The 13,844-nt window shown below is 65.1% G+C and carries 14 protein-coding genes; 9 read left to right on the plus strand and 5 right to left on the minus strand.

The window, feature by feature from the left end; translation table 11 throughout:
- Positions 1-31 precede the first annotated feature (31 nt).
- The gene (locus GC1_RS12190) at positions 32-1,705 is read right to left on the minus strand and encodes a Y-family DNA polymerase (protein ID WP_019294560.1); all 1,674 of its coding nucleotides are present in this window, start codon (positions 1,703-1,705) and stop codon (positions 32-34) included.
- Between the two features lie 112 nt (positions 1,706-1,817).
- On the opposite strand from GC1_RS12190, the gene GC1_RS12195 reads away from it, so the two are divergent.
- Entirely contained in the window at positions 1,818-2,294 is a 477-nt protein-coding gene (locus tag GC1_RS12195) for a c-type cytochrome (protein ID WP_029204642.1), read from the plus strand.
- Between the two features lie 32 nt (positions 2,295-2,326).
- On the opposite strand, the gene GC1_RS12200 is transcribed toward GC1_RS12195, so the two are convergent.
- On the minus strand, positions 2,327-2,944 hold the full coding sequence (locus GC1_RS12200) for a TetR/AcrR family transcriptional regulator (RefSeq protein WP_019294562.1): 618 nt from the start codon (positions 2,942-2,944) through the stop codon (positions 2,327-2,329).
- A 137-nt stretch (positions 2,945-3,081) separates the two neighbouring features.
- Between GC1_RS12200 and mbfA the strand changes: the two genes are divergently transcribed.
- Together mbfA and GC1_RS12210 are read left to right on the plus strand one after the other, a co-directional pair.
- The gene (gene mbfA, locus GC1_RS12205; RefSeq protein WP_019294563.1) at positions 3,082-4,056 is read left to right on the plus strand and encodes an iron exporter MbfA; all 975 of its coding nucleotides are present in this window, start codon (positions 3,082-3,084) and stop codon (positions 4,054-4,056) included.
- A 322-nt stretch (positions 4,057-4,378) separates the two neighbouring features.
- Positions 4,379-5,302 (plus strand): AEC family transporter, encoded by a 924-nt coding sequence (locus GC1_RS12210; RefSeq protein ID WP_019294564.1) that lies wholly within the window; start codon positions 4,379-4,381, stop codon positions 5,300-5,302.
- A gap of 10 nt (positions 5,303-5,312) precedes the next feature.
- Here the strand turns inward: GC1_RS12210 and GC1_RS12215 are convergent, their stop codons facing one another.
- Positions 5,313-5,654, minus strand: coding sequence for a cupin domain-containing protein (locus tag GC1_RS12215; RefSeq protein ID WP_019294565.1), 342 nt, complete (start codon positions 5,652-5,654; stop codon positions 5,313-5,315).
- A 228-nt stretch (positions 5,655-5,882) separates the two neighbouring features.
- Between GC1_RS12215 and fghA the strand changes: the two genes are divergently transcribed.
- The 3 genes from fghA to GC1_RS12230 are packed head-to-tail and all read left to right on the plus strand — an operon-like array spanning position 5,883 to position 8,686.
- Positions 5,883-6,716 carry an S-formylglutathione hydrolase gene (gene fghA, locus GC1_RS12220; RefSeq protein ID WP_019294566.1) on the plus strand — a complete coding sequence of 278 codons (834 nt, stop codon included), beginning with the start codon at positions 5,883-5,885 and terminating at the stop codon, positions 6,714-6,716.
- Positions 6,717-6,734: 18 nt separating this feature from the next.
- A complete protein-coding gene (gene sthA, locus GC1_RS12225) occupies positions 6,735-8,231 on the plus strand; it encodes a Si-specific NAD(P)(+) transhydrogenase (protein ID WP_019294567.1) in 1,497 nt (498 codons plus the stop codon).
- A complete protein-coding gene (locus GC1_RS12230) occupies positions 8,228-8,686 on the plus strand; it encodes a YaiI/YqxD family protein (RefSeq protein WP_019294568.1) in 459 nt (152 codons plus the stop codon). The genes sthA and GC1_RS12230 overlap by 4 nt, the downstream gene beginning before the upstream one ends.
- Here GC1_RS12230 and GC1_RS12235 read toward each other — a convergent pair.
- Positions 8,683-9,021: an NIPSNAP family protein gene (locus GC1_RS12235; RefSeq protein ID WP_019294569.1), complete on the minus strand. Its 339-nt coding sequence runs from the start codon at positions 9,019-9,021 to the stop codon at positions 8,683-8,685. The two genes, GC1_RS12230 and GC1_RS12235, sit on opposite strands and share 4 nt — an antisense overlap.
- A gap of 400 nt (positions 9,022-9,421) precedes the next feature.
- On the opposite strand from GC1_RS12235, the gene GC1_RS12240 reads away from it, so the two are divergent.
- From GC1_RS12240 to GC1_RS12250, 3 genes are read left to right on the plus strand one after another with little or no spacing between them, the layout of a single operon-like run.
- A complete protein-coding gene (locus GC1_RS12240; RefSeq protein WP_019294570.1) occupies positions 9,422-10,384 on the plus strand; it encodes a DMT family transporter in 963 nt (320 codons plus the stop codon).
- Positions 10,385-10,389: 5 nt separating this feature from the next.
- A complete protein-coding gene (locus GC1_RS12245; protein WP_029204643.1) occupies positions 10,390-11,010 on the plus strand; it encodes an HAD family hydrolase in 621 nt (206 codons plus the stop codon).
- Positions 11,011-11,040: 30 nt separating this feature from the next.
- Positions 11,041-11,958, plus strand: coding sequence for an ornithine cyclodeaminase family protein (locus GC1_RS12250; protein WP_019294572.1), 918 nt, complete (start codon positions 11,041-11,043; stop codon positions 11,956-11,958).
- 76 nt (positions 11,959-12,034) lie between these two features.
- On the opposite strand, the gene GC1_RS12255 is transcribed toward GC1_RS12250, so the two are convergent.
- On the minus strand, positions 12,035-13,282 hold the full coding sequence (locus GC1_RS12255; RefSeq protein WP_019294573.1) for an MFS transporter: 1,248 nt from the start codon (positions 13,280-13,282) through the stop codon (positions 12,035-12,037).
- Between the last annotated feature and the right edge of the window lie 562 nt (positions 13,283-13,844).

Here is a 13,844-nt window from a genome sequence, read left to right on the forward strand (position 1 = left end):
CCGAAGTATCCCTCCGTTTCCGCGTGCCCGGTCACGCAAACGACCCGTGGCAGAACCAGCCCGGCGACAGCGCCCCGCCATGGGCAAAGAACAGCCACAGCCGCGTCCCGCACCCCGTCGCCACCACCCAGTAATCGCGCACCCCACTGCGCCACTCGGAGTCTTCCAGCCACCACTCGGGCGCAATCCGCTCCGGGCCTTCCGCCGCTGCCAGCGCCCAGTCCCGGCCGCGCCACCTGAACTGCTCCGGCACCTGCGGCACATCCGGCGCATGGACCAGCTCAGGCCGCCACAACAGCAGCGGCCGCGGGCGCGGCGGCAAGGGCCAATCGCCGGAGGCAGGCTCCGACCAGGCCGCCGCCTGCACGGTGAAGGTTTTTTCCGGAATGTGGCTCTCCGCCGGATGGCAGCGGGTGATTGCCTCCATCCCCAGCCGCGCGCCCAGCCGGCCGATCAGATCCTCCAGCGCGGCGCCATCCTCCTGCCGCGCCCGCGCCGCGGCACTTGCCTGCAGATGGCCCGCCGGGGTGCCGGCGTGAATGGCTTCGGCCTGCAAGACCTCCAGCCGCAGCATGTCGATGCCATAACCCGCGTCGATCTGCTCCAGCTTCATCTCCAAGAGCGGCCGGATGCGGGCAGGCTGGCGGCTGGCACGGGCCAGGCCCAGGGTCACGGCCTCCATTTCCTGATCGCAGCGGTGCGCCTCCAGCCGCAGCACGCGGGCGCCCTTGCCGCGCGCCTCCAGCCGGGCACACAGCCGCGGCAGCATCCGGTCGATGCCTGCCAGCAGATCCTCCATCAGCCCGATCGGCTCCGGCAGGGTCAGCCGCACCGCAAAACGGTCCGGGCTGCGCGCGGGCGAGACCGGCTCCGGCGCGCTGCCCATTGCCTGGTCCAGCCGCAGCACCAGCCCCTGGCCGAACCGGCGCGCCAGGCTGGCCCGCGGCTGGCCCAAGAGATCGCCGATCCGCCGCAGCCCCAGCCGGTTCAGCTGCGCCACGGTGGCGCTGTCCAGCCGCAACGCCGCCACCGGCAAGGGCGCCAGCGCGCCATAGGCCTGGCCGGTTTCCGCAATCCGCCCCAGCTGCGGCACCGCGGCCTGCAGCTGCGGCGCCGCGCCGCCGCGGGTCCAATGGCGGCGCTTGACGCTCTGGCGTTTCTGCGCCCGGGCACGGGTTGCCCGCGCCTCCTGGTCGATGGCGTCGCCCGACCGCTCCGGCGCCGCCTCCTCCCCCGCATAGCGCGCCAGCGCCCAGGCCGCGCCCAGGGTGTCCGCCAGCCCCATCCGCACGCTTAGCCCCATCTCCGCGCAATCCTGCCCCGCCGTCTCCATCAGCGCCGCCTCGCTGCCGAACAGATGCGCGCAGCCGGTGAGGTCGATGGTAAGCCCGTCCTCCCCCGCCTCCGCCACCCAGGGGCTGAACTTGCCCGCCCAGCGCCGGAGTGCGGCCAGGAACGCCATCTCCGCCGCCCGGTTGCGCGGCCGCACCACCAGGCCCGCGCACATCGCATGGGCATCGCGCAAGGGCTGGCCGGCCTGCAGCCCCTCTGCCGAGGCGGCCAGGTTTAACGCGGAAATAACCTGAGTGTTGGAGACTTCCTCAACGACGGCCAGCGGCCCGGCAATACCGCCGCGCTCCGCCCGCAAAATGCGTTCGGCGCCAAGGCGCGGAAACCACAGCGACAGAATGCGGCGATGGGGCATGGGCAAATCGGGCAGCAAGGGCCGGCAGGCGGCAGGTTACAGGAGTTTTTTGGCAGATGTTCTTATTTTGTTCTCAAAATGCGATTCGGTCAATCCGCAGGGGCGCTGCGCAATGACCCTGCGCCGTCTCAAGGGGCTCGCCTTCCTCGTGATCCTCGCCGCTCTGGCCGCAGGCGTGACCGCCCCGGTCACGGCAGACAGCGGTCTCAGCAAACATGTGACCCGGCGGATGGCCCTGATGACAGGGCAGAAAGCGGCGATGGATGTGCTCACCGGGATGATGGCCGGACGCATCGTCTTCGACCGGGACAAGGCGCGCAGCGCCCAGCGCCAGCTGATCAAATCCACCGGCAGCATTCGCAAGCATTTCAAGAAACCGCGGCTGGATGCGCGCTCCAACGCGCGGCCGCTGATCTGGCACAGCTGGAAGGATTTCAAGACCCGCGCCGGAACCGCAGAGGCCGCGGCCCGCAACCTCAGCACCCGCTCGCTGCCCGCCCTGCGCCGCACCCTGCCCGGCCTGATGCAAAGCTGTCTCAGCTGCCACGAGACCTACCGCAGCACCCCCAACAGCTTCACCACACACTAACAGGACAGCAGCCCCTGTCACGGGGCGGCAAGTCAGGCCCCGAACCGCGCCATGAAGGTGTCGATCGCGCCGCTGATCACCCGCTCGCGCTCAGCCTCGGTGAACTCGGTGTCGATCTTGAACAGGAACCGCAGGAACACATCCGCCTTGCACAGCTCGATGAACTGCGCCGCGGCAAGATCAGCATCTTCGATCTTTAGCTCGCCCCGCGCCGCCGCAGCCTCCATATAGGCCTGGATCTCCCCGTGCAGCACCATCGGACCGCTTTCGTAGAACATCGGCCCCAGCTCCGGGAACCGGTCGGCCTCAGCCACGAAGATGCGGAACAGCTGCAGGCTGAAACCGCCCAGCAGCACCCCGTGCACCCGCTCCGCCGCTGCCCGCAGCACGTCCCGCGGCCCGCAGCTGCCGGGCGCCAGATCCAGCGAAGCATCCGCCTGCTGCACGCAGGCTGACCGCACCACCTCCATGAACAAGACCCGCTTGTCAGGGAAATAGCTGTAGAGCGTCGCCTTGGAGACCCCCGCCGCCTTGGCAATCTTGTCGACGCTGGCGCCTTCGAACCCGTCCGCCAGGAACACCTCGCGCGCGCCGTCCAGGACCTGATCGAATTTGCGGCCGGTGCGCAGGACGCTGGCTTGCTGGTTCATGCGGGCTCCAATGGCTGCGTAGGGGTCTGGGCCTAATGTAGCCTGCGCCGCCCCATTGCAACAGCAGAACCCGCATCATCTTGCGCTCCCTCGCGGAACCGTTATGTTTAGAATTATTCTAAATTGTGGGGCGGCAGATGCGTTTTTTCACCCAGCGCAAACGGTTTACGGACCTGACCGGGCAAGAGGTTCTGGCCCTGGCAATATCCTCCGAGGAAGACGATGCGCGCATCTACCGCGGCTATGCCGAGCGGCTGCGCAGCGAATATCCCGCCTCTGCGGCACTGTTTGACGGGATGGCCGCGGAGGAAGACGAGCACCGCGCCCAACTGATTGCCCTGCACGAAAGCCGGTTCGGCCCCGCAATCCCGCTGATCCGGCGCGAGCATGTGGCGGGATACTACGCCCGCCGCCCCATCTGGCTGATGGAGAACCTGAGCCTCGACCGCATCCGCGACGAGGCCCGCGCGATGGAGCGCGATGCCGAACGGTTTTACACCCACGCCGCCGCCCGCACGCAGGATGCTGCCACACGCAAACTGCTGGGCGACCTCGCCGCGGCGGAGGCAGGGCACCAGGCCCGTGCGGGCGAGTTGCAGGAGGCCCATCTGGACGAAGACACCCGCGCGGACGAGGACCGCGCCGCCCACCGCCAGTTCGTGCTGACCTGGGTGCAGCCGGGACTGGCCGGGCTGATGGACGGCTCGGTCTCCACCCTGGCGCCGATCTTCGCCACCGCCTTTGCCACCCAGGACACCTGGACCACCTTCCTGGTTGGCATGGCGGCCTCGGTCGGGGCGGGCATCTCAATGGGCTTCACCGAAGCGGCCTCCGACGACGGCGAGCTCTCTGGCCGCGGCTCCCCTGTCAAACGCGGGCTGGCCTCCGGCATCATGACCACCGTCGGCGGCCTCGGCCACGCCCTGCCCTATCTGATCCCGGAATTCTGGACCGCCACCACCCTGGCGCTGCTGATCGTCTTTGTGGAGCTCTGGGCCATCGCCTGGATCCAGAACAAGTTCATGGAAACCCCGTTCTGGCGCGCCACTATGCAGGTGGTGCTGGGCGGTGCGCTGGTGCTGGGCGCCGGCGCGCTGATCGGCAGCGGTTAGAAGCGCTGCGAGCTGCTCCGCTTGGCCAAGGCAGGGTCAAGGGCGGCACAGCCGCCGCGCGCCAGCGCGGTTTACCCTTGAGGCTGTCTTGGACGATATCACAATTGACCAGGCGCTCTCAGGGCACACCTGCCCTTAGAGCGCATCTCAGCACAACCCCTGCCCTGAGCGCAGCACAGGGCCACGCTCAACTGTGAAGGGCATTCTTCAGATTGCCGCTGAACAGGCGGGAGCACGCCCCTGCCCTATCAAGATCTGCTCGTCCCAAGCCTGCCCAAAAAACAGACTTTGCCAATTGGTCAGGTCTTGTTACCAATCCTTCATGGCCGAGATCTTCTTCCGCACCCTGCCCTTCTTTGCAATCATCGGCCTCGGCTACTGGGCCGGGCGCAGCCGGTTTTTCACCGAGGAAGCCACCGCCTATCTCACCCGCTTTGTGTTCTACTTCCCGCTGTCGGCGATGATCTTCGGCTTTGCCGCCAACCTCTCCTTTGCCGAGGTCTTCGATCCCACACTGATCCTCGGCTATTTGGCGGGCACGCTGGCGATCTACCTGCTGGTGACAGCTGTCGCCATGGCCCGCGGCCTGGACGTGCCCACCGCCGCGGTGGAGGCGCAATGCGCGGCGATCGGCAATGTAGGCTTCCTCGGCCTGCCAATGATGGCGATCCTGTTCGGCCCGGCCTCGGCGGCGCCGATGATGGTGGTGCTCAGCGTCGATCTGGTGGTGTTCTCCTCGCTGATCGTGATCCTGATCAACGCGGGCCGCGGCCAGGGGCTTGGTCTTGCCACGCTCCGGCTGGTGGGGCTGGGCCTGCTGAAAAATCCGATGATACTGTCCATCGTGGCGGGCCTTGCCTGGTCGGCATCGGCGCTGCCGATCCCGGAACCCGCAAACAATTTCCTCACCATCCTCGGCGGCGCCGCCACCCCCGGAGCCCTCTTTGCTATCGGTGCCTCGCTGGCCTCGAAATCGGCGGAGCGAGTGCACATCTCCGGCTGGCTCAGCTTTGCCAAGCTGGTGCTGCACCCGGCCTGTGTCGCAATCGCCGTGCTGTGGCTGGTCCCGGCAGCACCGTTCTCCGCCGCAGTCGCCATCGCTGCCGCCTCCCTGCCGGTGGCCGGCAATGTCTACATGCTGGCGCAGCATTACGGCGTGGCCCCGCACCGGGCCTCCGCCGCCATTTTCATCTCCACCGTGGTGTCGATTGTCACCGTGCCGGCGGTGATCGCCTGGGTCTCCTGACCCGCGGCCCCTACAGCCGGATCACATAATCCTTGCGGGTGGTCTCGATCACCTCCCAGGTGCCGCTGAAACCGGGGCGCAGGATGAAGCTGTCGCCTGCCGCCAGCGGATACGCGGTGCCGTCATCGCTGGTGATCACCGACCGGCCCTCCAGGATCCGGCAGTATTCCCACTCGTCATAGGAAATCCGCCACTTGCCCGGTGTCGACTGCCAGATGCCGCAGTACAGCCCGTCCCGCTCCTCCGCGTTCCAGGTGGTGAAGACCGGATCACCCGCCAGCACCTTCTCCGGTGCCGGACGCTCCACCTCCGCCTCCGCGGCCTCCGGTGTCAGTCTCAGAAAATCGCTCATGGCCCTGTGCCTCCCTCTTGCCTTGGCGGCGGACTGTCCCGGTTTTCGCACCGGCTGTCCAGCACCCCCTTGCGCAACTGCGGCATCCTCCCGGCGGCCAAAGCCCCGATTGTTTGCGAATTCGCAATCCTTGTGCCGCAAAAACCGGCATTGCTGCCGCCCATCCGCTGGACCCTGAGGCCATCAGCAGGTAGCGGTAGGGCTAACAGATTTTGAGGAGCCTCACCCATGGAAACCGTTTCCGAGAACCGCGCCTTTGGCGGCACCCAGGGCGTCTACAAACACGCCAGCAGCGCCACCGGCGGCGACATGACATTCGGCCTGTTCCTGCCGGAGGAGGCCAAGGACGGCCCGGTGCCGGTGCTGTGGTACCTCTCGGGCCTCACCTGCACCCATGAAAACGCCATGACCAAGGCAGGCGCCCAGGCCTGGTGCGCCGAGCAGGGCATCGCCATTGTCTTCCCCGACACCAGCCCCCGCGGCGAAGGCGTGGCCGATGATGACGCCTATGACCTGGGCCAGGGCGCGGGCTTCTATGTGAACGCCACCCAGAACCCCTGGGCGCCGCATTTCCGCATGTGGGACTATGTGGCCGAGGAGCTGCCAGCACTCTTGGGTGAAAAATTCGCCATCGACCTGGACCGCCAGGCGATCACCGGCCACTCCATGGGCGGCCACGGCGCGCTGACGCTGGCGATGAACCTGCCGGGCCGCTACAAGTCGGTCTCCGCCTTTGCGCCGATTTCCAACCCGACCGCATCGGACTGGGGCCGCAAGCAGCTGAGCGCCTACCTGGGCGACGATGAAGCCGCCTGGGCCAAGCATGACGCCACCCTCTTGATGCGGGAAAAGGGCTTTGACGGCCCGGTCCTGATCGACACCGGCACCTCCGACCAGTTCATCGACCTCCTGAAGCCCGAGGCGCTGGCCCACGCCGTTGCCGAACGCCGCCAGCAGGCCACCCTGCGGATGCAGCCGGGCTATGACCACAGCTATTTCTTCGTGTCGACTTTCATGGAGGAGCATGTCTCCTTCCACGCCGACGCGCTGTACCAGAACTAAAAGACAAAGGACGCGGCCATGAGTGAAGACTTTGATTATGACCTGATCATCATCGGCTCCGGCCCCTCGGGCCGCGCCGCCGCCATCCAGGCGGGCAAACTGCACCGCCGGGTGCTGGTGATCGACCGCAAGGACCGGCTGGGCGGCGTGTCGGTGCACACCGGCACCATCCCATCAAAGACCCTGCGCGAAACCGTGCTGAACCTCTCCGGCTGGCGCGAACGCTCATTCTACGGCCGCTCCTACCGGGTGAAGGACCAGATCGAAGCAAACGACCTGAAGGCGCGCCTGCACATGACCCTCGATTACGAGGTCGACGTGCTGGAGCACCAGTTCAACCGCAACCACGTGGACACGCTGCTGGGACTGGCGAAATTCATCGGCCCGAACGAGGTCGAGGTCGCCACCGAGGCGGGCGAGACCACCCGGCTGACGGCAGAGAAATTCCTGATCTCCACCGGCACCAAGACCTACCGCCCGGAGTATGTGCCCTTCAACGGCAAGACCGTGGTCGACGGCGACGAATTCCTGGAGATGGCCGAGATCCCGCGCTCCCTCACCGTGATCGGCGCCGGCGTGATCGGGGTGGAATATGCCACCATGTTCTCGGCTCTGGACGTGCGCGTCACCCTGATTGAACCGCGCGAGACCTTCCTCGACTTCATCGACAAGACTCTGATCCAGGACTTCACCCACCAGATCCGCGAAAACGGCGTCGACCTGCGGCTTGGCTCCGCGGTCGAAAGCATCGAGGACCGTGGCGAGCATGTTGAGGTGATCCTCGAAAACGGCCGCCATGTGCGTTCTGAAATGCTGCTCTTTGCGGCCGGACGGATGGGCGCCACCTCCGCCCTGAACCTCGAGGCTGTTGGCCTCAAGACCGACCACCGCGGCCGCCTCAGCGTGGACCGCAAGACCTACCAGACCGAGGTGCCGCATATCTATGCCGCGGGCGATGTGATCGGCCACCCGTCGCTCGCCTCCACTTCGCTGCAGCAGGGCCGCGTCGCCGCCTGCCACGCGCTGGAAACCCCGACGCTGCCAGAAAGCCCCTGGTACCCCTATGGCATCTACTCGGTGCCGGAAATGTCCACCTGCGGCATGTCCGAGGAAGAGCTGAAAGAGCGCGGCATCCCTTACGAGGTCGGCGTCGCCCGCTTCCGCGAAACCTCGCGCGGCCACATCATGGGGCTAGAGCACGGCATGCTCAAGATGCTGTTCTCGCTGAAAACCCGCCGGGTGCTGGGCGTGCAGATAGTCGGCGAAGGCGCGACCGAGCTGATCCACATTGCCCAGGCGGTGCTGAACCTCAAGGGCACGGTGGACTACTTCGTGCAGAACACCTTCAACTACCCGACCCTGGCCGAGGCCTACAAGATCGCGGGTCTCGACGCCTTCAACCGGATGCCGATCCCGGAAGAGTTCAAGGTCAGGAAACCCGCCCGCAAGGCCAAGGCCAAACCCGAGGCCAAGGCGGAGAAAGCCCCTGCGGCCGAGAAGAAGGCCGCGGAGTGACCGCGCTTTACATCGACGCTGACGCCTGCCCCGTGAAGCAGGAGGCCGAGCGGGTCGCCACCCGCCACGGGTTGCGCATGTTTGTGGTCTCCAACGGCGGGCTGCGGCCTTCGCAGAACCCGCTGGTGGAAACCGTGATCGTGGCAGAAGGCGCTGATGTGGCCGACATGTGGATCGCAGACCGCTGCGGGCCGGGTGATGTGGTGGTGACGGGTGACATCCCCCTTGCCGCCAAATGCATCGAGGCTGGCGCCCGCGTGCTGCGCCACAACGGAGAGCGGTTCACGGAAGCCAACATCGGCCAACAGCTGGCGATGCGCGACCTGATGGCCGACCTGCGCGCCGCCAACCCGCTGGGCGCCGGCGGCAGCGGCAAGGGCTTCACCAAGGCCGACCGCTCCCGCTTCCTGGACGCGCTGGAGCGCGAACTGCGCGCCGCCAAAGCAGACCGCTAAGCCATCGCGGCCTTCAGCGGCGCCAGATCCCCTTCCAGAACAGGGCGCAGAAAGGTCCGGTCATAGCGCCGGACAATGCCGTTCTCCCGGGCGAACCGGAACGCCGCCAGGCAATCCTCATCCTCAAAGCTCCTGGCGCGATAGTCCTCATAGGCCGCCAGCGACGGGAAGGAAAACAGCGCCACCGCCAGATCATTGGCGCTTTCGTGCGGCAGGAAATAGCCGTGATGGGTGCCGCCAAAGCGTTCCACCAGCGGGATCCAGGCCTTGGCGTAGACCTCAAAGGCCTCAATCCTATCGGGATGAATTTCATAAGTGATGTAGCAGGTGATCATGGCCGCCTCATGTGCTGGTTTGCAGCCAAACCTAGGCGCCGCTGCCCGCCGTGCCCAATGACATTGCGTGATCCCTCTGTTCGCAAACGCAAATACACGCGCCCGCAGGCCAGCTCCCGGGTCAAGGCTCCGCGCCAGCGAACCGTGCTTTAGCACGGCTTGGCCTTGACGCGGGATCAAGCCGACACACTGGATCAGGCGCGTTCAGGGGCAGACCTGACCCTGAACCGCTTCTCAGCAAGAAATCCACCCCCTCCCCAATCTCCAAACCCCAGCGTTCTGCCGCAAAAATTTCGCCCCGGAATTTTGCCCGGAAAAATTGCATTTTTCCGCCCCCGCCCATTGCCCGGCCAGATCAAATCCGCCACTGATCAAGGGCAGGAGACGGGAGAGCAACGGCATGAGCGCAGAGATGAAGGTCAGCGTCCCCGGCCTGTTTGCCGCGGCCGGGGCGGGCATCGCTTTTTCCGTCATCGACATGATCTTCAAGTTCCTGTCGGGCGACTACCCGCTTTATGAAATGGTGCTGTTCCGATCCGTCATCGCGGTCGCGGTGATGCTCGCCCTCATCATGCCGCTGGAAGGCGGCTACCACCTGTTGCGCACCCACCAGCCCAAGCTGCACCTGTTGCGCTGCCTGGTGGTGTTCTTCGCCAACATCTGCTTCTTCACCGGCCTCACCCTGATGCCGCTGGCCGAAGCCGTCGCCATCGCCTTTGCCACGCCCCTCATCGTCACCACCCTGTCGGCGCTGTTTCTGGGTGAACGCCCCGGCCCCTGGCGCTGGGGCGCGGTGTTTGCGGGTTTTCTCGGCGTGCTGATCATCATGCGCCCCGGCGCCGGCACGTTCCAGCCCGCCGCCGTCCTGCCGCTGCTGGGCGCCTGCGGCTATGCCACCCTGCACGTGCTGACCCGCCGCGCCGGCGGGTCCGAGGCCGGGGCGACGCTCGCCTTCTACCCGATGCTGGGCTTTCTGGTGCTCAGCGCCCTGGCCGGGCTTATCTTTGGCGACGGACGCTTTGCCACCGGCGACAGCCCCGCCTTCGACTTCATCCTGCGCGCCTGGATCTGGCCCGCGCCCGAAGACTGGCCCTACCTGATCGGTGTCGGCATTGCTGGTTCCGCCGGCGGCTATCTGGTCAGCCAGGCCTACCGCATGAACGAGGCTGCGCTGGCGGCCCCATTTGAATACATCGCCATGCCGATGTCGGTCCTCTGGGGCGTGCTGATCTTCAACGAATGGCCCGACTTGCAGGTCTGGCTTGGCAGCGCGCTGATCATCGCCTCCGGCCTTGTCTCCGTCTGGCGCGAGACCCGCCGCAACCGCCCCGCCCCGCGGCCCCGCCCGCGCGCAGAAGGATGACCGCGATGCCCATTGAGGCCGTCGTCTTCGACATTGGCCGTGTGCTGATCGAGTGGGAGCCGGAACGCTTCTACGACAGCCGCATCGGCGCCGCCCGCCGCCAGCAGCTGTTCGATCAGGTGCCGCTGCACGAAATGAACCTGAACGTCGACCGCGGCCACCCCTTCCGCGGCAGCGTCTATGCGCTGGCAGAGCAGCACCCGGACTGGTCTGAGGAAATCCGCTGGTGGCACGATTACTGGTTGCAGATGGTGCCCCGAGAGATCCCCCATTCCGTCCGCCTGATGCAGATGCTGCAGGCCAAGGGCACGCCAGTTTTCGCCCTCAGCAACTTCGGCGCGGAAACCTTCGAAACCGCCTGCGCCGCCTACCCCTTCCTGCAGGGCTTTGACCGCACATTTGTCTCTGCGCATCTGGAAACGATCAAGCCGGAACCGGAAATCTATGCCATCCTGGAACGCGAAACCGGGGTGGCGCCGGACCGGCTGCTGTTCACCGACGACCGCCCGGAAAACATCGAAGCCGCCAAAGCACGCGGCTGGCAGACCCATCTGTTCACCGCCCCCGCGCCTTTCGCAGCGCGGCTGGTTCAGGCAGGGTTGTTGACAGACCAAGACGCCGCCTGAGAAGGCCCGCAAAAAAAGGACAACAGGCCCATGACCATCCCGTTCATCAGCTTTGAAGAGGGCGAGGCGCTGCTCGATTGGGTCAGCTTTGCCGAGGCGCTGGCCGCCAGCCACGATTTGCCCAAGGCAGAGATCGGCGATACTTTCCTCTACCGCGACCCGGACACGCTGCTCAGCCGCTCCGCCTGGATCGACGGGCTGGGGCTGGCGGTAAAAACCGCCAACATCTTCCCCCGCAACCCCGACGCCGGAAAACCGATGATCAACGGCTCTGTCTGCCTCTACTCCGATGCCGACGGCACCCTTGAAGCCCTTGTCGACTTCCACTTGGTCACCAAATGGAAGACCGCAGGCGACAGCCTGCTGGGTGCCCTGCGGCTGGCCAACCCGGACGCACGGGAGGTGCTGATCGTCGGCGCTGGCACAGTTGGCGGCTCTTTGATCGAGGCCTTCGGCGCAGGCTTCCCGCAGGCGCAGATCCGCGTCTGGAACCGCACCGGTTCCAAGGCCGAAGAACTCTGCGCCCAGTACCCCGGCACCAAACACGCGCCCGATCTGGAACCGGCGGTGCGCGCCGCCGATATCATCATCACCTGCACCATGTCGTCAAACCCAGTGATCAAAGGCGACTGGCTCCGTCCCGGACAGCACCTCAACCTGATCGGCGCCTACCGCCCCGACATGCGCGAGGCCGATGACGAGGCGCTCAAGCGCGCGCAGATCTATTGCGACAGTTTTGACACCACCCTGGACCACATCGGCGAGTTCAAGATCCCGCTGGCCGCCGGCACCATCCAGCGCAGCGATGTGCTGGCGGATTACTACAGCCTCGGCCAGTTCCCGGCCTATGACCCCGCCCGGATCACCCTGTTCAAGAACGGCGGCGGAGCCCATATGGACCTGATGACCAGCCATCACATCCTGCAAAAGTGGAAGGCCAGGGCCTGACAAAACATCCCCGGCCCCGCTTCTTTCTGGTCACAAATACCCATAGCAACGGCCCGCCTTAGGCGGGCCGCATTTGTTACGCCGCCGCGGGGACTACCGCACTCAGCGGGCGTTCCTTGACCGGCAAATGCACAATCGCGCTGAACGCACCGACCGCCACGCCAATCCACCAGACAAAGGTGTAATCGCCATAGGCGTCATACATCCGACCGCCCAGCCACACGCCCAGGAAGCTGCCCAGCTGATGGCTGAAAAACACGATGCCGTAAAGCGTGCCCATGTAGCGCAAACCATAGATATGCGCGACCAGACCCGAGGTCAGCGGCACCGTCGCCAGCCACAGCGACCCCATCGCGACCGAGAAGATGATGACGCTCAGCGGCGTGATCGGGAACATGATAAACGCCGCCGCCGCAATCGTCCGCCCGGTGTAAATCGCCGCCAGCAGGTATTTCTTGGAATAGCGCTTGCCCAGATAACCCGCCAGCAGCGTGCCGCCCACATTGGCCGCGCCAATGAGCGAAATCGCTGCCGCGCCCAGTGCCGAGGTGGTGGTGATGCCGATTGAATGCAGCGCCCCGCCCGGCAGGATCGGCCCGCACATCTCGGTGACAAAGGCCGGGAAATGCGCGGTGACAAAGGCCAGCTGATAGCCGCAGCTGAAAAAGCCCAGGAAGATCAGCGTGTATGAGGGATCCTTGAACGCCTTTTTCAGGATCGCGCCCATGCTCTCCTCCAGCTCCGCCTTGCTGGCGGCCTCCGGCGCCCGCATCAGCGGCAGCAGCGCAATCAGCGCCAGCACAACGCCCGCAAACAGCAGGAAAATCGTCTGCCAGGGCAAGAAGCCCAACAGCCACTCCGCCGTCGGCGCGCCAAAAATCTGCCCGGCAGAGCCTGCCGCGGTGACAATCGCCAAGGACATTGAGCGGTTCTCGTCGGAACTGGCCCGCCCGACAACCGCCAGCACCACGCCGAACCCGGTGCCGGCAATGCCAAAGCCCACCAGCCATTCATAAGCCTGCATCTCAAACGGCGTGGTCGACGCCGCGCTCAGCACCAGACCGGCGGCATAGACGATGGCGCCCATGATGATCGCCTTGCGGTCGCCGATCTTTTCGGCGATGGCGCCGAAAATCGGCTGCCCGATGCCCCAGGCGAGGTTCTGAATGGCAATCGCCAAGGAGAATTCCGACCGCAGCCAGCCGAATTCATCCGCAATCGGGATCTGAAAGACGCCGAAGGAGGCGCGCACCGCAAAGCTCACCATGATGATGATGCAGCCGACGATCAGAACGGGGGTAAACAGCGGCGCGGAACGGTCCATAGGCTCTCTCCTGATAAGCTGCGAAACTCTCAGGGAAATTTGCCAGGCGGTCAAATCAGGATTTTTGAGCGCATCATTAAGAAATTTTGATGTGACAGTGGCTGATCTTGCCCTTGCGCGTTCAATACCAAACCGTCGGCCAAGCCATGTGTTCCAAGAACATAGAGCTAGGATCCTGTTCCAGCTCTACTCCATTGCCCATCTGGATCGTTGTATGGATGAGCTCGGGACCAGAACCATACCCATTATAGAACAGGCCAATTGAAATCACACGAAGCACGTCCGTTTCATGTATTGATCTGAAGCCTGTCAATGCGCCGCCACGCAATTTCTTTGGCTCAGTCGACACGCAGTGTCCTTCTCGTGAAGCAACCAAATCAGCGCAGAACTGCTTTCGCTCCGCAAGGTACCTTTGCCAAACTGATACATGCGAGCCAGGACCATAGGGTGCAAAAACCTCCAACTTCGCCTTCACTGGGCCCTCACAAGTCAGACAGGTGTAGTTGATAGCTTCGGTTGAAACACGCGCAATCCAATCCCCCCTTTCTGTCATGTGCTGCAA

It is taken from the genome of Leisingera sp. ANG1, from assembly GCF_000203975.2.
Lineage (GTDB): Bacteria > Pseudomonadota > Alphaproteobacteria > Rhodobacterales > Rhodobacteraceae > Leisingera.